Annotated in this window: 20 protein-coding genes; 9 read left to right on the top strand and 11 right to left on the bottom strand. The window is 56.9% G+C overall.

Annotation, left to right across the window (positions count from 1 at the left end):
• Position 1: 1 nt before the first annotated feature.
• From J2D73_RS11665 to J2D73_RS11625, 9 genes are read right to left on the bottom strand one after another with little or no spacing between them, the layout of a single operon-like run.
• Positions 2 to 274, bottom strand: a complete 273-nt coding sequence (locus J2D73_RS11665; RefSeq protein ID WP_207881723.1) for an EscS/YscS/HrcS family type III secretion system export apparatus protein — start codon at positions 272 to 274, stop codon at positions 2 to 4.
• A 23-nt stretch (positions 275 to 297) separates the two neighbouring features.
• On the bottom strand, positions 298 to 948 hold the full coding sequence (gene sctR / locus J2D73_RS11660) for a type III secretion system export apparatus subunit SctR (protein ID WP_207881722.1): 651 nt from the start codon (positions 946 to 948) through the stop codon (positions 298 to 300).
• On the bottom strand, positions 945 to 2,012 hold the full coding sequence (locus tag J2D73_RS11655; protein WP_207881721.1) for a FliM/FliN family flagellar motor switch protein: 1,068 nt from the start codon (positions 2,010 to 2,012) through the stop codon (positions 945 to 947). The genes sctR and J2D73_RS11655 overlap by 4 nt, the downstream gene beginning before the upstream one ends.
• Positions 2,009 to 2,530: a hypothetical protein gene (locus J2D73_RS11650; RefSeq protein WP_207881720.1), complete on the bottom strand. Its 522-nt coding sequence runs from the start codon at positions 2,528 to 2,530 to the stop codon at positions 2,009 to 2,011. Before J2D73_RS11650 ends, J2D73_RS11655 begins: the two co-directional genes overlap by 4 nt.
• Positions 2,506 to 4,275: a FliI/YscN family ATPase gene (locus tag J2D73_RS11645; RefSeq protein ID WP_243429887.1), complete on the bottom strand. Its 1,770-nt coding sequence runs from the start codon at positions 4,273 to 4,275 to the stop codon at positions 2,506 to 2,508. The genes J2D73_RS11650 and J2D73_RS11645 overlap by 25 nt, the downstream gene beginning before the upstream one ends.
• Before the next feature lie 3 nt (positions 4,276 to 4,278).
• Positions 4,279 to 4,881, bottom strand: coding sequence for a type III secretion system stator protein SctL (sctL, locus tag J2D73_RS11640; protein ID WP_207881719.1), 603 nt, complete (start codon positions 4,879 to 4,881; stop codon positions 4,279 to 4,281).
• On the bottom strand, positions 4,874 to 5,464 hold the full coding sequence (locus J2D73_RS11635) for a hypothetical protein (protein ID WP_207881718.1): 591 nt from the start codon (positions 5,462 to 5,464) through the stop codon (positions 4,874 to 4,876). The genes sctL and J2D73_RS11635 overlap by 8 nt, the downstream gene beginning before the upstream one ends.
• Positions 5,461 to 6,219: a type III secretion system inner membrane ring lipoprotein SctJ gene (gene sctJ / locus J2D73_RS11630; protein ID WP_207881717.1), complete on the bottom strand. Its 759-nt coding sequence runs from the start codon at positions 6,217 to 6,219 to the stop codon at positions 5,461 to 5,463. The genes J2D73_RS11635 and sctJ overlap by 4 nt, the downstream gene beginning before the upstream one ends.
• Before the next feature lie 4 nt (positions 6,220 to 6,223).
• Positions 6,224 to 6,850 (bottom strand): hypothetical protein, encoded by a 627-nt coding sequence (locus J2D73_RS11625; RefSeq protein WP_207881716.1) that lies wholly within the window; start codon positions 6,848 to 6,850, stop codon positions 6,224 to 6,226.
• Between the two features lie 217 nt (positions 6,851 to 7,067).
• Here J2D73_RS11625 and J2D73_RS11620 point away from each other — a divergent pair, with 217 nt between their 5' ends.
• The 8 genes from J2D73_RS11620 (at position 7,068) to J2D73_RS11585 (ending at position 15,845) form a co-directional block, all read left to right on the top strand.
• A complete protein-coding gene (locus tag J2D73_RS11620) occupies positions 7,068 to 7,634 on the top strand; it encodes a hypothetical protein (RefSeq protein WP_207881715.1) in 567 nt (188 codons plus the stop codon).
• Positions 7,635 to 7,916: 282 nt separating this feature from the next.
• Complete coding sequence (locus J2D73_RS11615; protein ID WP_207881714.1) at positions 7,917 to 9,326, top strand: hypothetical protein; 1,410 nt, start codon at positions 7,917 to 7,919, stop codon at positions 9,324 to 9,326.
• A gap of 81 nt (positions 9,327 to 9,407) precedes the next feature.
• Positions 9,408 to 9,593, top strand: coding sequence for a hypothetical protein (locus J2D73_RS11610; protein ID WP_207881713.1), 186 nt, complete (start codon positions 9,408 to 9,410; stop codon positions 9,591 to 9,593).
• A 61-nt stretch (positions 9,594 to 9,654) separates the two neighbouring features.
• Complete coding sequence (locus J2D73_RS11605) at positions 9,655 to 10,605, top strand: SctD/MshK family protein (protein ID WP_207881712.1); 951 nt, start codon at positions 9,655 to 9,657, stop codon at positions 10,603 to 10,605.
• Between the two features lie 410 nt (positions 10,606 to 11,015).
• Positions 11,016 to 11,348 (top strand): hypothetical protein, encoded by a 333-nt coding sequence (locus tag J2D73_RS11600; protein ID WP_207881711.1) that lies wholly within the window; start codon positions 11,016 to 11,018, stop codon positions 11,346 to 11,348.
• On the top strand, positions 11,345 to 13,279 hold the full coding sequence (gene sctV, locus J2D73_RS11595) for a type III secretion system export apparatus subunit SctV (RefSeq protein WP_207881710.1): 1,935 nt from the start codon (positions 11,345 to 11,347) through the stop codon (positions 13,277 to 13,279). The genes J2D73_RS11600 and sctV overlap by 4 nt, the downstream gene beginning before the upstream one ends.
• 254 nt (positions 13,280 to 13,533) lie before the next feature.
• Positions 13,534 to 14,295 carry a response regulator transcription factor gene (locus tag J2D73_RS11590; protein WP_207881709.1) on the top strand — a complete coding sequence of 254 codons (762 nt, stop codon included), beginning with the start codon at positions 13,534 to 13,536 and terminating at the stop codon, positions 14,293 to 14,295.
• 41 nt (positions 14,296 to 14,336) lie between these two features.
• Entirely contained in the window at positions 14,337 to 15,845 is a 1,509-nt protein-coding gene (locus tag J2D73_RS11585) for a type II and III secretion system protein family protein (RefSeq protein ID WP_207881708.1), read from the top strand.
• Positions 15,846 to 15,952: 107 nt separating this feature from the next.
• On the opposite strand, the gene J2D73_RS11580 is transcribed toward J2D73_RS11585, so the two are convergent.
• Entirely contained in the window at positions 15,953 to 17,419 is a 1,467-nt protein-coding gene (locus tag J2D73_RS11580) for a tetratricopeptide repeat protein (RefSeq protein ID WP_207881707.1), read from the bottom strand.
• Positions 17,420 to 17,658: 239 nt separating this feature from the next.
• On the opposite strand from J2D73_RS11580, the gene J2D73_RS11575 reads away from it, so the two are divergent.
• Positions 17,659 to 18,849 carry a hypothetical protein gene (locus tag J2D73_RS11575; protein ID WP_207881706.1) on the top strand — a complete coding sequence of 397 codons (1,191 nt, stop codon included), beginning with the start codon at positions 17,659 to 17,661 and terminating at the stop codon, positions 18,847 to 18,849.
• Between the two features lie 1,340 nt (positions 18,850 to 20,189).
• Here J2D73_RS11575 and J2D73_RS11570 read toward each other — a convergent pair.
• A complete protein-coding gene (locus J2D73_RS11570) occupies positions 20,190 to 21,128 on the bottom strand; it encodes a LysR substrate-binding domain-containing protein (RefSeq protein ID WP_207881705.1) in 939 nt (312 codons plus the stop codon).
• Positions 21,129 to 21,828 lie beyond the last annotated feature (700 nt).

The following is a 21,828-nucleotide window of genomic DNA, read 5'->3' as shown; positions in this document are numbered from 1 at the left end:
CTCAAAACTTGGTCATGGCCGGAAAATCATCAAACATATTCTCAGTAAATGTTAGAAGTGGTGGAAAGAGCGACGTTGCCATAATCAAAAGCGTCGCGCAGACGGCGACGACCTTGAAGGTCAGCGGCATTGTCTGATCTTGAAGCTGGGTGACAGCCTGCAACAGGCCAATGATCAACCCGACAACGACGGCAACGGCCAGCGGCGGACCCGCGATAGAGGCAAAAAGAAACAGCGCGTCCGAAAGCTGCTGCGTGAGGGTGCTGTCATCCATCGACGACGCCCATTGCGATACCCCTAGACATAGCTGAGTACGAGTCCGTGAAGCAGCCGGGACCAGCCACCGGCCAGGACAAACAGCAGGAGCTTCAGCGGCGTCGCGATCGTGTTGGGCTGCACCTGTGACATGCCCATGGCAATGAGAATGGTGGTGACGACCAGATCGATAACGATGAAGGGCAGGTAGATCAGAAAGCCGATTTCGAAGGCGCGCCTCAATTCCGCTGTCAGATACGCTGGGACCAGGACGGGAAGGGAGTCCGCATTCAGGCCGGATCGCATGTCCTCGGGCCACAAACGTTCTGTCGCATTCAGGAAGAATGCACGCTCCCGCGGCTGGGTATAGTGCAGCAGGCGCTGGGTGAGGGGAGCCTGCGCACGGTTATAGGCATCGAGATAATCGGTGACGGTTTCGTATTTCCGATCTGTTTCCGAGATTGCTTGATAAATATCGCGTCCCATGGGGGCGGAGATAAAGACGGTCAGGATCAAGGCAATCGAATACAGCACGACATTGGGCGGAGACTGCTGGATTCCCAGAGCGGTGCGTAGCAGGAACAAGACGACAGAGATCTTGACGAAAGCTGTGACGGAAATTACCGCAAGCGTCAGGATAGCAAAGGCAAATGTCAGAGCGAGAGCCGTGACCAGATTAGCGGATGCAATCATCTCGCGACGATCCGTGTCAGCCGGACGGCCAGAGATTGCCCGATCTCGACCAGTTCGCCCTCACCGACGCGGTGACCATTGGCGAGGACCGTCACGATGTGATCGCCCAGCGGGCCTATATCGACAAGGTGTCCGATACCGATGCCCTCCAGTTCGGACAGTGTGACATATCTGCGGCCGACCTCGAATGTCAGGGTCACGCGAAGCTCCGACAGGATCGTCGTCTCCACTCCGTCGTCATGGCTGGGCTGATCGGAGGCTGGTTCTGCCGTCATGTCATTGTCTTCCGTCGCCTTGAGCAGGCGAAAAGGGGTCGTGCAGGTAAGGTTTCCGCTGTTTGTCTCGATACGGGCGTATAAAGCCTCGCCCGCGACGAGCATGGTGTGCCGGGGCGGGTTTGCCCCGATGACGACTGCCCACCCAGGGCCCAGGCGGCGGAAATCGGCGGCGTCGAGCGCGACCTCCGCCAGACGTACCGCCAGCTTGACAGGCGGTACGGGCAAACGTTGCGTCAGAGGCGGAGCTAGCGTGACAACATGGCTCATGAGACCTGACGGCAGTGACAACAGAAAATCGAAATGATCACAATCGTTGACGCTAGCATGCACGCCCACCGTTACTCCGAAAACGGCGCCGGGATCCTGCTCGTGAACGGCGGGATCGGTCACGGTGATCCGGCGTTGTAAACGATATTCAAGCTGGGTCAGCGGCGTATCGAACAACATTTCCAGCAACAAGATGGCCACCGGCGTGTCCAACTGCGATCGTGGATGCGGCTCAGCCAGGCGCAACAGCAGATGCACAAAATCGCAAGGTAGGACGCATAAGCCCAACTCGTCCCCGACCGTAAAAGTTATGCGCAGGTAGTCACCCGTGGGCTGAAACGGAGCGATGAAGCGCAGGCTCAGAGATTCTCGGGCGCCCGTGGCGTCTAGCGGCAAAGAGACGGCCTGCCGACCTAGAAGGGGCGCGATGATCGGACTGAAGGGCCATCGCGACGGGCGCCAGAGCGTGACGGCGGGCGCTGGGTCAGACGGTCGTAGAATGTTTGGCACAGCGATCATGACCCGTTCATGCCGGGTCGTGACAGGCAGCTGCGCGCGAGCGTCAGATCTTCCTGCTCGTGCTCCTCCATGGCGTCACGCTCGGTTTCCCGGGCCAAGAGCGCGTGGTTCAGCAGATCCTGGGCCTGATTACGGCGCTGCTCGGTCACAGTGGACAAAGTGAGGGCCTCCCTCTGCTTCCGGAGGGCATCGTGCAGGTCCCGTTCTTTCTCCCGCAGAGTGTCGTTAAGACGAGCGGCTTCATCGGCCATGACGTCGAGCCGGGTCCGGGTGCTTTGCAGGGCATGGGCCGCGACGATCTGTTCCGTCAGCTTGCGCGCATGACTGGCTTCTGCGTCCTGCCACGTTGCGCAATGCGAGGCCGCATGCTGTTCGGCCTCCCACGCAGCCTGCTCGGTCGCCATGGTTTGGCGGCGCGCCGCCACGGCTGCCTGCGCAACATTCTGTAGACGCAGGTTGCGCAGGCGGAGCAGCCGTTCGGCGAGGTCGGGCGTCAAGCCAGAAGGTGCGCCATGCATGCCCGCATTTCCTCGAACGACACACGGTCGTCGTTACCCTGGCTCAGGAACGCACGCATGGCGTCGATCTTCGCAATGGCCTCATCGGCTAACGGGTCGCCCCCCGGCTTGTATTCCCCGACCTGAAGCAGGAACGCCACGTCCTGATAGCGGGCCCACAAGCTGCGCAACCGGGCGGCCTCAGCCTGATGGGCCGCGTCACTGACCATGTTCATGACGCGAGAACGACTGGCCAGGATGTCGATGGCTGGATAGTGCCCGGATGCGGCCAGCGCGCGCGACAGGATGATGTGACCGTCCAGAATGCCACGCGTTTCCTCGGCGATCGGGTCGCCCTGTCCGTCCTCGACCAGCACGGCGTAAAATGCCGTGATGGAGCCACGCGCGCCCATTCCGGCGCGCTCCAAAAGCTGCGGCAAGGCCGTGAACACCGATGGCGGAAAACCACGCCGCGTCGGAGGTTCGCCAGCGGCAAGCCCAATCTCACGCAGGGCCCGAGCAAAGCGGGTCACGTTGTCGACAAACAGCAAGACACGCAGGCCCTGGTCGCGAAAATTCTCCGCGATAGCGGTCCCGGCCTGGGCGCAGGCGACGCGTTCTGCAGCCGGTCGGTCGGCGGTGGCGACGACGACGACCGAGCGCGCCAGTCCTTCCGCACCAAGGTTATGTTCGACAAACTCACGCACTTCGCGTCCCCGTTCGCCGACCAGCGCCACCACGGCTACGTCGGCGGCGCTACCTTTGACGATGGCTGACATCAACGTGGATTTTCCGGCGCCAGCTTCGCCGTAGATACCGAGGCGCTGGCCCTCGCCACATGTCAGTAGGCCGTCGATCGCCCGAACTCCGATGGGAAGCGGACGATTGATCATTTGCCGGGTCATCGCCGGGGGCGGCGATGCTTGAAGGGGAGCGGATGGCCCCGGCGGCAGGGGGCCGAGACCATCCATCGGTTCTCCCCGGGCATCCAACACACGGCCCAGCAAGCGCTCACCCACGGGGAACAGGCGGCGCGTGCCGGTCGGAATGACAAGTGTGTCGGCGGAAATGCCATCGAGCCCTCCCATGGGAGAAAGCAGGACCTCACGACCGGTCAGGCCGACCACTTCGGCATTCATGCTCCAGCCTCGTTCGGCGTCGCGCAGGATGCATAAGTCACCGATCGGCACATTGGGCAGGATCGCACGGATGATCGTGCCCGTCGCGGCGACGACGCGGCCGTGTAGTGGGTGAGTATCGATACGGGTCGCGGCGGCATGCAAGCGCGGCACGGTAGCCCGCAGGCGCTCAGCGATCGTGCCCGGCGTGTCACAAAGGGAGTTGGCCGGACGGGGCGGTTCCTGCCAGGATTCTGTATGCGTATCGAGGTTATCAGGCGGCGCAACGCACTCGGAGCGCTGGGCTGGACGAAGAAAGGCGGGGTGGCGGTGGCGTTGCGCATCCCGGTCGGCTGCCGAGACGGGGGTAGCGGGCGCGTCGAACGGTGCGACGCCGGATCGCGCGGAAGCGCCAGCTTTCTGGCCGTGGCGGGGTGACGCAGGTTCGATGGGACCACGGCCCATGGACACGGGTGAACGCGATGCGGAGATTGCTGTCGGGTTGACTGTCTGCGGCGCGCCCAGGATCGCAGTCGATTCAAATCTTGTCATGCCTTTCGCCGCAGAAACAGGTGCGCGCTCCGTGTCTTCGGACTGACCGAGTGCGGCGGCGAGCTTTCGCGAGGATCGGGAGGAGATCGTGCCCATGAGTCAGCGCTCCCCCGAAACGGTAAGGGGCGCCATGAGCCGCTCTCGCAGCACTCGCATTTGGGCCTCCAACCCCAACTCCGCCGTCCCGAATTCACTTTCGAGGACACAACGCCCTGGACCCAGTGTCGGATCGACGTCTACACGAAGGACGCTTCCGCCATCGTGCAATTCCGCGAGCATGGTTTTCAGAAGGGGGGCGCAATCCGGCGACAGACGGAGCGTAACCTCGGTCCCCCGCCGAACCCTCGCCACGCCGTGCCGAATTGCTATGGGCAGCACTTCCGAGAGGTCAACCTGACCCAGCATTTCCTGAACGACGTCGCCAACGAGTGTCGGCAGACTTTCCTCGATGACGCGCAAGGCAGAAGCGGCCGCATGTGCCGTTGCCAGAATGTGATGGGCGATCTCAGCTTTGGCCTGTTCCATCCCCTCGGCATAGCCCCGCTTCCGTGCCGCTTCACATTGAATGGCGACTTCCCGCCGAAGGGCCGCAGCGTCCTGCCGGGCGATCCTCCAGGCTGTTTCCGCATCGCACCAACGCGTGAGTTCCTCAGGGGACAGGATGGGTGCGTTCGGGAGAGGTTTATCGACACTGTCAGTCATCAGAAAGAAGGATATCGATTGTATATGCTATCAGGGCGTCAAACGCTCCAGAAGCCGCAATTGGAAGGCCCTTGGCCGGCAGGCGCAGCGTTGCTGCGGCCCGAAACGGTTCCGACACACGATTGCGCCAGCGAACCAGACAGCGCCAGCCATACTCGGCGGTTGCGGTGCGCAGGTCGGCGAGGGTTTCCGGGGACGGCACCTGCGGCAGTCGATCCTTCATGCGCGCCGCCTGCCGGATCCCATACAGGCGCGCGTCTCTGCCGATGTCCTGATCGAGGACCGCAACGTCCGTCGCGTCGATCTGGCGCGCCAGATGCAGACCGAAGACCAGCGCGCCCATATGTCGGCCCGCCCGCGCCACGCGGTGATGAGATTGCATGGCTAGAGCGTCAAACGCACCCTGTGGCATTGTCGGGTTGAGGGAGGTGGACGGCAACCGCAGATGCTGCGCCAGCCGCTCAGTCAGGCGGCAGCACCCTTGCAGTCGCAGGATCGTCTGCTTTTGCAACATCGGCACCACGCGTTGAAGGTGCGATGGATGCAGCCCCTCTAGCGATGGAGAGTGGTCCGGTAACATCATGCGGCTCGATCGGATACGACAGCTGTCAATGTCGCCGCAGCCGGTTTGCCCAAAGGTTTGCGATATCGCCGCCAAAGCAACCATCCGCTTCCGACCGCAGGCCAGAGCAGGGCCAGCCCCCACCCGAGGATCAACCATGGACTTGGCGCAGGGGCGGGATGGGGAGCCGCAGGCGCAGGCGGGGCGACCGGCAGGAGAATGACCGACACCCGATCATAAGACAGCTCCTGGACTGCGTTTGCCACCAGAAGCTTTATCTTCGGCAGCAGTTCGTCCATTGCGACCCCGGAATCGTAACGTAAGACAACAGCGGCTGTCGCCAGTTTTTCAGCGCCGGTGACGGGGTCGCTAACAGAAGGCGCGATATGCACGCGGGCATCAACGACACCATCGATGTCATTGAGCGTGTGTTCAAGTTCCTGACTGATGCCGAAATAAAGCTTTGCGCGCTCGGCTCCCGGCGAACTGATCAAGCCCCGTTGCTGAAACAGTTTGCTCATGCTGGCATATTCATTACGCGGATAATGGGCCGCCCGCAGGACGGAGACGGCTTCGGCCACCTGACTGTCGCTGACATCGACGGCGCTGCTGCCGTCCTTGCTAATGATTCGGTTGGCCGGAATGCCGCTTTGCCGCAGGATAGCGACCATCGCCATGGCGTCGCGCTCTGAAAGGCCGGTGTAGAGTTCGGTCTGGCACGCGGCGAGGCTGAGCAGGAGGGCGGCGCCAACGGCTCTGGTGGCGCGACGCCGCATTGTCTCAGCCACCTTCACTCAGCAGACTCTTAAGGGTAGACGACATGTTCTGTGACGCCACGGTAATGACATGCGTTTCAAATTCGGCGTTTGCAAACTGGACCTGCAGCTCAATTGAACGTCTATACATTTCCGCCCCCTGCTGCACGACTGATTTCAAAGCTCCGTCGAAATATAGGCCATCTTTATCATGAGACCCGGAAAGTCCGGAGGCCCCGCCCGCAGGCAGGCCAAGAGACGGGTTTTCGCCCGTACTAGTGGTGCTTCGCTCGGGTCCTGTTGCTGCACCGGTAGAGGAAGGAACGGAGTTCGGCGAGAGAATCTGGGGAGCCAGAGCATCGAGTTTGCCGAAACTGCTGCCGATCTTGCACAGGCCGGCAAGAACGCGATCTCCAAGCGAAAGTGAGTTGTCGATCTGCGCGGCGCGCGATGTCGCTTCGCTTGGAATCCGCATTACGAACGAAGCGGCGTCCCTCAGATTGGCTTCGGGCGGCGCCTGGACAGGCAACGGAGAGTCCAGCTGAAACGTGGCGTCGGAGGTCGTGCTAGATTCGATATCAGGCTGAGACCGGACCGACGGAGTGACATCAGCAGGCGCTGCTATGGCAGCGAGACCGGTTAGTGCCGGCATGGTCATCATCCTCCAACAACTCGTGTCCGAATTGCATCAGAACGACAATGCGGAAGCATAACCGTAACAGCGGTTACTGACCTTAACCTGACCGCATCTGTGAGCGCTTGGCAGACCTTGTTCGTACCTGTAACGCTCTCGCCACGATCCCCTTGCGGCAGGTCTGAACGGGACGACGACAAGGTGGCGGCGGCGCCGCACGAGGACGGGCGTTATCATGAATTTTAGAGCGATTCTGACTTTTTTCTGTTTTGCGACCGGTTCCGTCCTTCCCGTGCTTGAGGTGCAAGCTGCGCCACTCAATCTGCCGGCGGAGGGACGATTCACGGTCCTGAATGGGACAGTCACGGATGCACTACACCAATTCTGTGCGGCGCTCCGCCTGCGTGTGGATGTGGATCACAACCTGTCACAAAATATTCGCAGAGGATTTACTGCTGACACGCCACGAGCATTCCTCGACACATTAGCGGCCGCCTACAATTTTGACTGGTATTTTGACGGTCAGGTCCTTCACGTGACACCAGAGCAATTGACGCGCGATCAGGATCTGCCCCTGGATGGGGGCGCCTACGACGTGCTTGTGCGCGACCTCGCCGCGCAGAAAATTTCAGATTCGCGTTATCCGATCCATCTGTCTGGCGACGGCAAACATGTTCATGTGTTTGGTCCGCCACGTCTGATCGAGATCGTGACGCAGGAGCTTGCATCGCTAGAGCGTACGCATGACAAGAGCGTTACGATCTACCGAGCCGACTCTGTCGAGCACGTTTCCGTCCCCTAAGCATCACTGTGGCAGGTGCGCAGGATAATGTTTTTTTCTATAAAACATTTGTAAAAAACAAAAATATATTACATTTTTTCTAAAATTAATCCATTGAGCTAAAGGGACGTTCTTTTGTCCGAACATTCTATTCTTTCGTGTCAGGTTTTGGTCAGTTTGATGCGTTAACCTCCGCTCATTCGCCGTCGAATAACGCGGATTGGATGACTTGATCGTATTGTCAGAAACGCAGGGCATTGCTCCAGAGTGTGGAACGAACCTTGCCTTTGGGGATTAGGTAGAATGAGCAGTTCAGCAGGCGGAGTTTTGGACGGCGGTTTGTCGTATTCCGATCTTTATGCGGCTAATCCCACGAATTCGTCGCCTGATGGAACGGACTTCGTGTCCTCCTTATCTCAATTCACGGCGGCTTCCCAGTCAGCGACGAGCAACAATGCCCCGCTGGAAACTTTGGCCTCCGAAATCGCTGCGACGCTGTCTCAGGCCTATGCGCAAATGGCAAAGTCGGGCGCTTCCAGCCAGGGAAGCGCCACGTCGGCGCCGACGCAATCGGGTGGAGCCGGAACGCCTGTCGGTAACACCGGCCTGACTCTATCCGGCAACCTGAACCAGGACATGCAAACGCTGCAGCAACTGGTGAACGGCGTTGGGACCAACGGAAACACCCTGCAGCAATACGCCTATTCCGTTGCGGAGGAAGCCCAGAAACAAGGGCGCGGACTGGATGGTAATGTTGCGCATAATATTGGAGCCAGCCTGTCTGACGGAACATACAGCCAGCAGGGCAGTTCCAATGCAATCACCGCGGCTTTGCAAGGGCAGGGCGTAGACGCGCTGACCAACAATGTCGGCGTGATCATGAATCAGTTGAAATCCGGTCAGTCCAATCAATCAATCGCCAACAATCTAAACAGCCTCGCTAAAGAGGCCTCTAATGCCGGGAACAGTGGATTGGCTAGTCTGGCCAGTCAACTCGCCCGTCAGGCGAATGCGGGTACACTCGACAACAATAGAGCGGCGTCTTCGCTTCAAGCCTACGGGGCGTCAAACGGTGGCGTGCAGGTTGCCGGCATCGCTCTGACAGGTAATCTGCAGCAAGATATGCAGACGTTGCAGCAGTTGGTGAATGGAACGGGGACCAACGGCAATACCCTGCAGCGATATGCGCAGGTCGTGGCCCAGGAGGCGCAGCAGGCCGGTAATGGCGTTGACGCAAATGCCGCGTCAAACGTCGCTGCCAGTCTTGCGAACGGGACCTACAATCAGCAGGGTTCAGGCGCTGCGATTGAAGCTGCCGAGCAAGGGCAAAGCGTAAATCCAATACAGAACAATATCAATGCAATCATTCTGCAGCTGGCATCGGGGCAGTCCACCCAATCGATTGCCAATAATCTGAATGCACTGTCGCAAGAGGCTCAGCAGAGCGGTAACAGCATGGTCTCGGACGCAGCAAATGACCTTCTGAGCGATCTGAGTAGAGGTTATGTCGATCCTGGCATTGCCGCGGCGCAGTTGCAGATGGCGCTGAGCGCTTCGAACGATGCGCCGACGAACTTCTCCGCGGGATCAGGTGTTAACCCCGGTCTGGGGGACGTATCTTCCAACAATGCCAACCTGAAGCAGATGGCGGGGCAACTTTCTGCGACCCTGCAGCAGGTCGGTCTGGAACTGGGTGCGAGCCAGAGCGCCTAGCGCTTTCGCAAAGGCTTCACACAGGTAGGCACTTTGTTCGCCTTAGATAAAATCGTTTAATCACAAAGAAAGGTACATATAATGAGTAGCTCTATCTCCGGTTTGGATGCAACGATGTCGTCGATCATGCAGCAGTCGCAGGCTATGGAAGACCAGAACCTGCAGGCACAGTTCGAGATGTCGAAAATCTCCAATGCACAGGCCTTGGCCAACAACTTTGAACAGACGATGGCCAGCAATGCAAAGCAGGCTTTCTCCAAGGACTGATGTGCCTATAAGCCGGGTGCTGCCCAGATGTGGCGGCGCCCGGTTCGTCGGCTGAAGAGACATGTCATTACTTGCGCTGCCACACTCTGGACGGTGTCGTCTCCGCGTTCTGACGGGGGTCCACATCGATGCAGATTGTTGGATCGATGAGCGCCCACTCACGCTGGGCTCTGGCGGATCGTCAAATATTTTTTTTGCTGACGACGGCGTGGCGGTCGAGCATCTATCTTTTGATCGCGATAGTGACGGTCTGCTAAGTGTGCGCGCGCTTGCTGATGGAGTCACCGTGGAGGGCAAGGCGCTTGCCGCGGGACAGAAGCAGGCGCTTTCGATTCCTGCCATCATATCTATCGGATCCGTCGAACTGGCGGTCGCTATGGATATCGTGCCGGAGCAGGCGCAAAGCGCGCTTCATGCGCCATCGGCGCGAACCACCTCCGCCTTCCTCAAGAGTGGCCGTTATACGCTCCCCTTGATCGTCGGGATCGTTGGGGCGGCACTCTCGTTGAGTGTAATCAAAAATTCCACAAAAAAAAATCAAACGCAGAATCTTGGCTATCACCACGCTGCAGCACCAAGTGAAATGTTGACTGCCGCGAAATCCTATTACGTAAAAAAAGCATTTTCAGAAAAAGAACTTGTCGAAAGCCTTTCCGATCGCGTCAAGGCCATGGGTATCGGAGGCGTTCGTGTTTCGGCGTCTGCAGGGGTCGTCAGGATCGATGGCAATGTGTCAGATGCAGATCTTGTTACACTAAGAAATATAGAGATATGGTTTGATACAGAGTTCAAGGGGCGCTATGTCCTGATTTCGCGAATCAATGTGCGGAACCCGGAGGCGGTCACGCTACCGATTCAATCAGTTTGGGAAGGGGAGAACCCGAGCATAACAATCCACGATCAAACCTATTTCATTGGGGCCGAAGTCCTTCCCGGCACACGTATCGTGGCCATATCACCCCATCAAATTACGGCGCGACGTGACAAGGAAATTCTAATTTTCAAATATTGATAAAAATACGAGGCATATTTTGTCTGCAATAACGGATCAGTCATCTGTACGTTTGGACCATGCTATCGCAAGAGAGCTGGCAGAGTCCCGAGATGCAGTCGCCGCTGCTGATCTAGGTCACTTCTACGCTGCCATTTCTACGCGCGATGTGTCGGTGAACACCGCGCAAGGTATCGAGCCTCCGACGCTGATCGGGGCCTTGTTCGTGCATATTATGCCGCGGGTCAGTAATTCCAGAATTCTACGCACATCGGAGCGACAAGCATTGTTGCGTCGACTGGAGGCCCGCATGACGACGCGCCTCGATGAGGCGCCTGCCGTACCTGGAAGTTTAGAAGCAATCCGTCTTGAACTGAGAAATCTCGAAGCCATGTTGGCGCAGAAAGACAGTCTGATAGACGGTTAGCGTCATGGACAGCGCTCAGCGGGATCTGCTGCTCTCGATCGCCTATCTTTATACGTGCCGCGACCGAGCGTGGCGGGCTCTGCCTCTACTACTACTGGTCACGGCGGAAAGCCCCGACGACTGCGTGTGTTTGCGTCTTCTTGCCCACGTCTACACGACTATCGGGCGGGCTGAATTGGCTCTGATTGTTCTCGACCGTATCGACAGAATGCCAGATATGAAGCAGCCGGGTGATTTGTTGATGCGCGCACGAGCCGTGCATGGCCTGGGGCGGATTCATGAAGCCCGCAAATGCTTCCTCGCCTATATTCAATCGGCTGGAGTCCAGCCGTCATGAAACCGATACTGGATTTTTTTCGGACGGTAAGTGGACGGCAGGATCTAGCCCTGGTCGCTGTGCTGGTGCTGACTGTCGCCATGCTGATCATGCCGATGCCAGCCGCATTGGCCGATATTCTGATCGGATGCAATCTTTCGCTCTCAGTCTTGCTCCTGATGGTGGCTGTTTACCTGAAATCACCGCTGGATCTGACGTCTCTGCCGGGGATCATCTTGGTTTCAACCGTATTTCGCCTGGCATTGGAAGTGACTGTCACCCGATTTATTCTCACCACCGGAGATGCAGGATCCATAGTTGAAACATTCGGCGAGCTCGTGATCGGTGGGAACGTCGTCGTTGGGCTTGTCGTTTTCGCCATTGTGACCACGGTGCAGTTTATCGTTGTCACAAAAGGCACGGAACGCGTTGCTGAAGTGGGTGCGCGCTTCACGCTGGACGCCATGCCCGGAAAGCAGATGGCGATCGATAGCGATGTGCGGTCGGGGGACATAGACCAGACGGAAGCCCGACGCAGAAGGCAGGAAATCGACAGCGAGAGCGCCCTGCATGGTGCGATGGATGGCGCGCTGAAATTCGTCAAAGGAGACGCAATCGCGGGGCTGATCATCATCATCGTCAATCTGGTGGGGGGTATCAGTATCGGAATGGGCCAGAACGGGATGTCCGCGAGACAAGCCATGCAGACTTATACCCTGTTGACGGTTGGCGATGCTCTGGTCGCGCATATACCCGCGCTGCTGCTGTCCATCACAGCGGCAATCGTGGTCACCCGTGTTGGTGGGCATGGATTAGACGTCGGCCGTGCGATGGTCGGTCAATTGACGGCCAGCCGAAGGGCTTTGGCGGTTGCATCGGGCACGCTGCTCTGCATGGCGTTGGTCCCCGGATTTCCGAAGCCTGTTTTCTTATGTCTAGCTCTGGCTTTCTTTTTGGGCAGTCGTCCAGATTGGTGGAAGCTACGGCAGTATTTTCATGCCGATAAAGTAAAATCAAAAACAGAAACATACTGTGATAATATCGTGGAAACCAGGACCATTGATCCGATGTCTCCTCACATGGTGACGCCCCTCGTCGCGGTTACATTAGCGGAAAAACTTTATAGCTCCCTCGATATCACACGCCTGGAGCGCTATTTGGCGATAACGTCGGGGGAAATTGAAGCTGAACTTGGACTGTTTTGCCCGAAACCATATATCCGCGTGGGACATGCCGGAGCGGATACCCGATTTTCGATCGATCTGGAAGACGTCCCTGCTGAAGAGCACGATCTGAAGCCGGACTATTTGCTGCTGCACGACGATCCTGTTCATCTTGATCTGGTGGGTGTGGAAGGCGAGAGCGGATTGCCGCTGCTGAGCAACGAACAATCGGTCTGGATTGCAAAGACACACGAAGCGCGCCTTCGATCCGCCGGGATCGGATACTTGGACGCCGTCGGCGCCATCGCATACCGATTTCGAATGGAGTTGCGGAAGAATGCATACAGACTCATAGGCCTGCAAGAAACAAAGCGGATTATTCAACGTCTGGAACCGGATTATGAAGACCTGGTGCGCGAAGCGACCCGTATTGTCCCGATTCAACGCATTTCAGATATCTTGAGGCGTTTGGCGGAGGAAGGTGTTTCACTTAAAAATACACGCCTCATTCTCGAAACACTTATCGAGTGGGGAGAAAATGAGAATCGTTCCCTCATGTTGGTCGAACATGTCCGGCACGCATTGTCGAGACAGTTTTGCCATCACTATGCTGGAAGTCAAAAGGCAATCTCAGCGCTGGTAGTGACGCAGGACACAGAGCAGATTCTAAGGCAGGCTTTGCGCGAAACACAGGGGGGCACATACTTGGCCCTGGATGCCGATATGTCGCAAAAGCTCCTTCATATATTCAGAAAAAACTACAAACTGAAAAAAATGATGAATATATAAAGCCAGTTATAATTACATCACTCGATGTTCGTCGCTTCTTGCGTGGATTTCTGACGCGCAATGGCCTTGATTGTGGTGTGCTGTCTTATCAGGATCTTGCTGCCGATTTTCCGGTTCATCCGATTGGTCCAATCGGATTTGAACCGGGAGCCATTCCGGCAAGCGCTCTTCAGTCATAATCAGTCGTGTGACCACGGAATGTCGCGGGAGTTCTCGTTTTCATCGAAAACGGTATCCGGCAAGGGGCTAAAATCATGAGACACATGGTTGTTCATCAGGATAGCAATCATTCTAGAAAAATTGTTCATGTTTTGGAATCCTCCGGGTATGGAGTCGATTATTTCAACACCCTTGCCGAAGCAGGTGAAGCTCTTCGGGCTAATCATTATGATTTGATTCTAATGGGACGAACTCAGTTGGACGGCAATTCCATCGAATGGGTAAAGCGACAGACCGGTCGTGGTCAGGTTGCTGAAAGCTCCTTTGTGATCGTGATGGCCGAACATTCTGTAGATCGGATCGAAGCTCTGGAGGTGGGAGCGGACGATAGCGTCTCGCCGGATATTAATGCGCGCGAACTGATCGCCCGCGTGCGGGCGCTGCTGAGGCGGCCGCATGAATGTCGCCCGCAATGCTACGAATTTTTTGGCCTTGAACTCTGCAGGCTGACTCGCGAGGTCCGAATCGGAGGCGTTGTAATTTCCATGCAACGCCGTGAAACTGCTATATTGGAGTCGTTGATGCGGCGCGCGGGGCGGGTGGTTCCGCGTGCCAGTCTGGAGCATGACGTATATGGCGCATGGGGGGGATATTGTCCAAACTCTCTCGAGGTACGTATTAGCCGCATCCGTCGACAACTTCTTAATTTCAAAACGTCTTTAACGATACAGACGATCAGGGGCGTGGGATACAGGCTCGCCCCGTGCGATGAAAATAAGGCCCCGTCACAGACCCGTTTGCCGTCGAGAACCGACCGGCAACGTGTTTCAGTTTCGTGTTGTGAAAACAGATCATGATAACAAGTGTTTAGATAAAATACCGCTTTTTTTGTTTCATTTTGATTTACCTTATCAAATTGAAAATTTGGAAAATAAATGACATTTCAAAAAAAACTTCTATATTTTTATTTCTTTTCTACGGCATGGTACTTTCTGCAATTGATTCTGCCAACAGGCCGGCGCATGCGCAGAACCAGCCCAACGAAGAGCAATCAGGCGTTCTGACGTCTCACTCGCGTGGCCCACGCTCTACGGATACAGCCCGTCCCGGAGGGTCTTTGGTATTGCGCGTCGGCGGTAGCGACTTGCTGCATCTGTCTGCTCCAGCCGAAAATATCATGATCGCGGACCCTGCGATCATGGATATTCAGTATGTCGGACATGACATGCTTTATGCGTTCGGGAAGAAGCCTGGGCACACAACACTCGTCGTTCTGGATGATGCAGGCAGGCCCGTGCTTTCGCGTAATGTCACGGTCACGCCGGACATGACCGCCATGAACGATATTGTTTCCGCTGAAGGCGCGCGGATCGTCAGGATGCAGCCTTCACCGCAAGGTGTGGTCGTGTCGGGGAGGGTCCCCGACGCCAGGGCAGCGGCGCGGATTGACCAACTGGCCCATCAATACGCCGGCCCGAACGGTCAGGTCGTGAATCGTCTTGCCATCGCGGCCCCAGTGCAAGTCAGCCTGCGTGTGCGCGTAGCCGAGGTGCAGCGCAGTGTCTCACAAGAGCTCGGCTTTGACTGGAGCACGGTATTCAGCAATGTTGGATCGTTCGCATTGGGGGCGGCGACCGGAGGGCTTAGCGGCGCGCCCAATGTTATTTCCCAAGCGGAAAACAGTTACAATACGCTGTCTGGCAGTTATACCAATGGGCGCGGTTCTGTCGCTGGGACGCTTGACGCCATGGCGTCGGAAGGTCTGGCCACGATGCTGGCCGAACCGAATCTGACGACGATGTCCGGAGAGTCCGCAACCTTCCTGTCAGGCGGGCAATTCCCCGTGCCGATCCCGCAGGGATTTGGCACGGTGGGCATTTCTTATCAGAATTACGGGGTCAGTATCGCTTTCACCCCGACGGTTCTCTCGGACGGTACAATATCCATGCATGTAGCGCCTGAAGTTAGTAACGTTACGACAGCTACGGCCGATGGCGCCTATTCCCTTCCGGGAACATCAGGTTCAAGTGTACCTGCCATTCGAACCAATCGTGCGGAGACGACAATACAGCTCGCCTCCGGGCAAAGTTTTGCAATCGGTGGCCTGATATCCAATAACGCCCAGAATTCGATATCCAAGGTGCCGGGACTGGGGGATCTGCCCGTTTTGGGCGCGTTGTTTCGGTCGACATCATTCCAGAGAAATGAAAGCGAACTGATTATTGTCGTGACGGCCTATGTCGTACATCCGTCCGATCATGTGCCCCAATTACCGACGGATTACATTCGTCCGACCTCCGCGCTGGAATCACTGTTGCTGAATCGGGTATCGGCGGCCAGTAAGGCGGCAATCGATCCGGAACGTGCCCCCAGACTTTATGGCGCTGGCGGGTTCATTTACCCATGAAGGTAAAGTCTACGCGCCGTGCGGTCTGGGGCCTCCCTTGTTTGCTGTTTGTCGCATCGTGCAATGAAAATCAGGCTATCCAGAAAGCTGCATCGCCGCCTTTGGGGTTAAGCGTGAAAGAACGTCGGCTGGACCTTTACCCAGGAATGCTGAATGCGGGCGTCAACGAGGCTGTCGGGCAGTTCAGTCGTGTCGGGAGGCTCCACGCCTTGATCGCTAGCGACGACATCAGAGTGTCCGGGCGCATCGAGCAGGTTTTGATCGAAGATGGTGTCGATCCGGCGCGCATTACGACAGTGCGAGACACTGCGGGCATGCTGGTCTTGATAGAATACACGCTCGTCGCACCCGATTGCGACACCGCGTTGCGTCGCTCTTGGTTTGGTGACGTGACGAATAGCTTGTCCGCTTTGGGACATTGCACCCAAAGCCGTGCCTTGGGTGAAGAACTGGATAATCCGGGTGATCTGGTCAACCCGGCACACCTTGGTCCGGCAAACGGTGCACGTTTCGCCAAGGTCGTGCAGCTCTGGGAGGCGGGTCTGGATCAGGACAATCACCAGAGACGCACACCTGTGGAAACAGGGTCGCCGGGAGGTGGGGCCGGAAGCATGACGGCTCCGGCAGATGCCTCTTCGGCGGTCACGCGGGGCCCGAATAGGGGAGTAGGTCCTCAGTCGGACAACGCGGGGGCGGAATCGCTGGAGGACGGAGCCAAAAGCGAGTAAAAACGAGTATTCTCCCGAACGCCGTTCGGATCGTTGCTCACGCTTAGACCGCTCCGCCGGGCCTTCTGCAAATCTCCCTGCAGGGCGTAAATAATGGCCATGTTTACCATCGATCGTTGAGATATCCGTCTGCGGCATTCCCCGTTCTACAGCGGTATTGCGCAGACGCTGCAAGGATCGCAAGGCCTCATCCTGCTGACCCGCCAGGCCCTGTGACAAAGCTCGGTTGTTCTGTGCGGCGAGATTGTCAGTATCCCTCCGCAGTGCTTGCGCATAGGCCGCTTGCGCCCCCAGGAAATCATTGCTGAGATCCAGCGCGATGCCGAGACCGATCTGCAGATCTGCACGATCAGGATAGCGTGCGATCTGTGAATTGAGGAGTACAACGGCTTCCTGTGAGCGACCGGACTGGCAATAAAGCCGCGCCAGGAGCAGCGTCAGGCGCACCTGCCGCTCATCGGTGATATCTGCCAAGGCCATTCGCGCAGCCGCGATGGCGTCATCCATACGGCCATTGGCGGCAAGTGTCTCTGCGTAAGGAGCGACGAATGACACATCATGCGGGCGCAGACTGACGGCTCGGGCATAGAAGCTGCTCGCGGTGCGTAGGTCGTTCTGCGCGCGCGCGGCCGCGCCAATCCTAGCCATCGCGCCGGGATCCTGGGCCACCTGCTGCTCCCGCGTCGCATCAACTACGCTTTGCGACACGACCGTCTGACACCCTCCGAGAGCGCAGGCCGCAAGCAGACCCGCAAAAAAGGTCAGTCGGAGAATCAGGTCGTGCAACCTGAATGCTAGGGGGAAAGAACGAACAGCATGCCAACATCGTGACGTTTGGGTGCTCATGAAAAGCTGCGATCCTTTTTAGCAAGATTCCGCGCATCATCGCTTGCGCAGCGTATTAGCGCAGCTGGCGTCAGTCAAAACAGAAGGCAGAAGTCGTCTGTGTTAAATGTTCGTCAGGTTTGCGTCAGCGTTAGCCTCTAACCTGCCCCGCTATGGCTTCGCGGAATGCTCAGGGTCTGCCTTTGGCCGGTTTCTGACGCGGAGAACGACGCGGCAACCTGAGGAACCCGTGAGGCAGCATGAAAATCGATACGGCACTCGGAACTTCGGGCATGGTTGCGCAGGATAGTGCTGCTGCCATACAGTCCGGGAAAACGAACAAAAACGCCGCCTACAATAGAAATCTTGAGCAAGGCTTGGACACCTTGCAGCATGACGACCCCAAATTGTTTGCCGAAATTATGACAGACGGGCAGTCCGGCAATGGCAACAAGCTGGTCGAGGACGAACTGAAGGCGTACAAAGAACGGGTCCTGACGAAGGATCAGGCTATTGCTGCGGTATCTGGCGCCCAATCGCTGGCAAATCAGAATGGCGGAGGCAAGGTCAACGGACACGTCCGTGACGACGCCGAGGATGCTCTTGGGGGGACATACATCAAAGGCGGGCAGACGCGGGCCACACATGGCTTTCTGAAATTCATCGAATCTTCTTCACCGCTCTGGCAGATGGTCAAGGGAATCAAGTCGAAGACATCCGACGGCATGGCAAAGGAAAACATTCTCCAGGCCGGGCAGGGGGCGCTGCAGTCCGGTGTGCAGCAGGCGATGTCGGATCTCGATAGAACAGATCCAGAAGCTGCAGAACAGTTCGCCAAGGATGCCAGATCTAAGGATGGCAATGCCATGGCGGAGGATCTGGTTGCACTTGGCCAGGAAGAGCAGCAGTATGGTGATGGAAGTTTTTCTGACGCCGACGCAGCCATGCTCGGTAGCCAGATAGGCGGCATAGGAGAAGGTAAAGTATCCAGTAAAGATAATCAAACTTTCGAGGCTGAGTATGGACAAGGAACGATCGATCGTGGCAGCACATCCGCTTCTAAGGGATGGAGCAAGTTCGAGGCTGATGTTGCCAATTTCATGGGATCTCTTGTTTCGCCTCTTACAAATGGCGTAGGTGCAATAGACCAGTTTGCCAAGGGGAATGCGAAAGCCGGGCTATGTGACCTAGGGGGGGTGCTGACCGGCATCGCTAGCGACGCGGCCCTGATTGTTGCCCCCGAGGCCGCGCCGGAGTTGGATGTTGCCGAAACTGCGGCCAGAGCGGGTACAGAAGCGACCGAGGCAGCTTCCAAATCGTCCACCGAGTCAATTATGAATACGATACTTAATCGTGCTTCCAAAGCATATGATGTTCTCGATTATGGGAGCAACCTCTATGGTATGGTGTCCAGCAATGGGTCTACGGAAAATGGAAGCGACCGCACCTGAATGTGAGCCGACGCGCCCGCGAACGCATGGTTTCGAACGGGGATTTGATTCGTACGGGATCCTTTTGACGCCCCAACCTCGCACAAATCGTTCGAAATAATGATATATGATTACAAAACGTCCAGAGTATCATGTGTCTGACGCCTGTCGGAGGAAAAGCTAGGGCATTCCGTTTGAGGCCTACCCAATCTTTGCTCTGGCGCCGGCAACGATTGAATTAGCTGACTTGCGTTCGATAATTCAGCACGTGAGCGACATTACGAACCTTCCGAGCCGTATCGTCGCACGATTTCGACGTATAGATATGGGCTGGTCCCTGCTTAAATTTCGTCCCCTGATAGACTGCCTGACCATAGAGTTTCAGTAGGAATCGATGCAACCCGAACAAGGCCGCCATTCGTTGTCCATTCGCATCGACAGAGATGTGTCGTTTCCTGCCCATTATTTTCTTGCCACCGTCGAGCTGACGTCTCGGCCCGCCTGTTCACGGCAGAGCACGTAAGGCAGTGCTGTCACGTTAATTCTGTTGTAGCAAACTGGACGCAATGGGCACGTCCGCGGTGAGTGACAAACGTCATCGTTTTCCGTGTGAGCCGATTCCGATTGCACATGCTGTGTGGTTGTATTTCCGGCTCTCGTTGAACTTCCACGTGATCGAAGAGATGCTCCTCGAACACGGAATTGTCGTGTCGTATAAGACATACGTGGCGCTGGAGTAACAAGTTTGGTGCAACGTCTGCGCGCAGACTACGCCTCAAGCCGCACTGCTCCAGGCGACGTCTCGCATCTGAACGACGTTGGGATCTTGATCCTTGGTCAGCTTCATTAGCTGTGGCGGTCCGTTGATCAGGACGGCATCATTCTCACTGTAATTCTGTAAACATGACGCAATACGAGGGCGGCGAGACAGCTTCGCGAGAAGCAGGGCATCATACCAAAACGCATGATTACGTACAAACTAAAATCATACGGTGCAGCTAGAAGTCAGGTCATGCCCTGTGTGGAACACAGCTCTCATAAACGCCCGAACAGGAGGGTGGAAAATCCGTATATTTCGTTACGAAAACGTTGTTATACTCAAAAAGTTTCGTTAGTTTTTGACTGTCACCGCGTTGCCGCCATCTTCTCTGCCGTCCGTAATGTCTTCGCCCCACTAGACTCAATCGACGACGCCATCACCCGACATCTGTACATTCTCAGGGCGCTCGCTCACTGGAGTAACGCTACCGCGTTCCAGACTTGAAAATATCATCTGAGGACAAGTTAAGGCCAGACAAAGTTAACGTGACGACACCGGTGATCGTACTAATCGCGCAATGAAATGCAACTGTAGTGCTAAATCACGCGGCGGGATCGACCGGTGTACAGCCTTCTGGGCAGTTGGCGCGCAGGAACCGCGCGAAGTCGCTGAAGGCAGGGCCGCGCGGATCCGATCGGCGCCAGACCAGTCCAATCAAGCGGGACGCCTGATGGTCCAACTCGCGGATTCCCACGAGATCCGCAAGCTGCGTGCGGTTAGCCAGAGCGAGCCGCGGGATCAGTGAATATCCTTCCCCAGCCGCGATCATGTGCCATAGCATCTCGAGGCTGGTCGCCAGCCGTGAATCGCCGTCGTGACTCGACTGGGCGCCGCAGAGCGACAACGCCTGCTCGCGCAGGCAGTGCCCGTCCTCAAGAAGGATAAGCTCCGGCCCATCTAACCGGTCCAGAGGTAGAGAATCATGTTCGGCCAACGCATGACCCTTTGGGAATACGCCGAGGAAGGGTTCTACGAAGACCTGTTCGCTGACCAGGGTTTCCGAGGCGAGCGGCAGGGATAGGAGCGCGAGATCGAGTTCGTTCTGGCGTAATTTCAGAAGCAGCGGCCCGGTCATATTTTCCGTCAATCGCAATGCGAGCTGCGGATACTGTGACCGCAGGCTCGATAGCAGGCCTGGCACGTAATAAGGGCCGAGGGTTGCGATGACACCGATGCGCAAAGGACCGTCGAGCGGCCCGGTCCGGCTCCGCGCTACGTCGAGCAACATACGCGCGGAGGCGAGAACCTCGCGGCCAATAGCGATCAGGCGTGCGCCCTCTGGCGTGGGAGACACATGGCGTCGCGACCGCTCGAACACCGTTACGCCCAAAAGCAGCTCGAGCTTGCGGACTTGTTCCGAAAGCCCGGCCTGACTCACCCCGCAACGCTCTGCAGCGCGGGAGAAGTTCCGCAGGTCATCGACGGCAACGACATATTCAATGTCGCGAAGGGAGAGGCCAGAGAGAGGAGTATATGCCATGACCCATAAATAATTCCTGGCTATCGAGATGAAAAGGACACCCGTGCCTATAGCCGATATCGGCAGGAATTATTTCCATTCTAATGATATCTCACGAAGATACGATATCGCGGACGGGGTGCAGGCGGCGTGGGTTGCGCCGGGCTCCATGTGTCCCATCGTGAATTAGCCCTCCAGATTAATGAAACGGATGAGCTCGTGCCGCTTACTCGATGCCAAAACGATCCAGTTGCCTTAACATTGTATCACTCAGGCTGACGCGATTGACGTTCTATTCGGTCGCTTTGACGGTATATTTCAGAATGCCGATTATCTGCCGATGTCAGGCCATATTCCGAACGCAACAATGACGGCAGTTCCAAAGCAGCGCAATGCCAACGGAGCAAAGGCGGATCTTCTCGCTGATCGCATCCACGAAGGTTGGAAAGACAAGCGGACAAAACTGTAGCGCGAGAGCGATTACGCCCGATAGACGCTGAAGTCCACCAAAGCGACGCGGCAAGGTGATGGAACGATCTTGTGAACATATCTCTCCATCTCGTTCTTCCGCTATAATTCGCATATTTTCGTCGGTCGGAATTCCTGCTGATCCAAAAGTGGAAGGCGAAAGATGTCGCCGCCAACAATGGTGCGAGATTGAGAGGAGGGCTGCTCGACCGCGGCAATACGGCCTCTGATGTTTGGGTCAGCAGAGCCTGGC

Source organism: Acetobacter sacchari, from assembly GCF_017377715.1.
GTDB classification, from domain to species: domain Bacteria; phylum Pseudomonadota; class Alphaproteobacteria; order Acetobacterales; family Acetobacteraceae; genus Acetobacter; species Acetobacter sacchari.
Note: the sequence above shows the minus strand (reverse complement) of the source record. Positions and strands in the feature narration are given on the sequence as shown.

Bases quoted from the DNA above. Each gene is read 5' to 3' on its own strand.
- sctR (WP_207881722.1), bottom strand. From the start codon at position 948: ATGATTGCATCCGCTAATCTGGTCACGGCTCTCGCTCTGACATTTGCC.
- J2D73_RS11610 (WP_207881713.1), top strand. From the start codon at position 9,408: ATGAGTAGCTCTATCTCCGGTTTGGATGCAACGATGTCGTCGATCATG.
- J2D73_RS11620 (WP_207881715.1), top strand. From the start codon at position 7,068: ATGAATTTTAGAGCGATTCTGACTTTTTTCTGTTTTGCGACCGGTTCC.
- J2D73_RS11665 (WP_207881723.1), bottom strand. From the start codon at position 274: ATGGATGACAGCACCCTCACGCAGCAGCTTTCGGACGCGCTGTTTCTT.
- J2D73_RS11615 (WP_207881714.1), top strand. From the start codon at position 7,917: ATGAGCAGTTCAGCAGGCGGAGTTTTGGACGGCGGTTTGTCGTATTCC.
- J2D73_RS11655 (WP_207881721.1), bottom strand. From the start codon at position 2,012: ATGATCGCTGTGCCAAACATTCTACGACCGTCTGACCCAGCGCCCGCC.
- J2D73_RS11590 (WP_207881709.1), top strand. From the start codon at position 13,534: ATGAGACACATGGTTGTTCATCAGGATAGCAATCATTCTAGAAAAATT.
- sctJ (WP_207881717.1), bottom strand. From the start codon at position 6,219: ATGCGGCGTCGCGCCACCAGAGCCGTTGGCGCCGCCCTCCTGCTCAGC.
- J2D73_RS11570 (WP_207881705.1), bottom strand. From the start codon at position 21,128: ATGGCATATACTCCTCTCTCTGGCCTCTCCCTTCGCGACATTGAATAT.
- J2D73_RS11635 (WP_207881718.1), bottom strand. From the start codon at position 5,464: ATGATGTTACCGGACCACTCTCCATCGCTAGAGGGGCTGCATCCATCG.
- sctV (WP_207881710.1), top strand. From the start codon at position 11,345: ATGAAACCGATACTGGATTTTTTTCGGACGGTAAGTGGACGGCAGGAT.
- sctL (WP_207881719.1), bottom strand. From the start codon at position 4,881: ATGACTGACAGTGTCGATAAACCTCTCCCGAACGCACCCATCCTGTCC.
- J2D73_RS11645 (WP_243429887.1), bottom strand. From the start codon at position 4,275: ATGGGCACGATCTCCTCCCGATCCTCGCGAAAGCTCGCCGCCGCACTC.
- J2D73_RS11600 (WP_207881711.1), top strand. From the start codon at position 11,016: ATGGACAGCGCTCAGCGGGATCTGCTGCTCTCGATCGCCTATCTTTAT.
- J2D73_RS11650 (WP_207881720.1), bottom strand. From the start codon at position 2,530: ATGCATGGCGCACCTTCTGGCTTGACGCCCGACCTCGCCGAACGGCTG.
- J2D73_RS11625 (WP_207881716.1), bottom strand. From the start codon at position 6,850: ATGCCGGCACTAACCGGTCTCGCTGCCATAGCAGCGCCTGCTGATGTC.
- J2D73_RS11580 (WP_207881707.1), bottom strand. From the start codon at position 17,419: ATGAGCACCCAAACGTCACGATGTTGGCATGCTGTTCGTTCTTTCCCC.
- J2D73_RS11575 (WP_207881706.1), top strand. From the start codon at position 17,659: ATGAAAATCGATACGGCACTCGGAACTTCGGGCATGGTTGCGCAGGAT.
- J2D73_RS11605 (WP_207881712.1), top strand. From the start codon at position 9,655: ATGTCATTACTTGCGCTGCCACACTCTGGACGGTGTCGTCTCCGCGTT.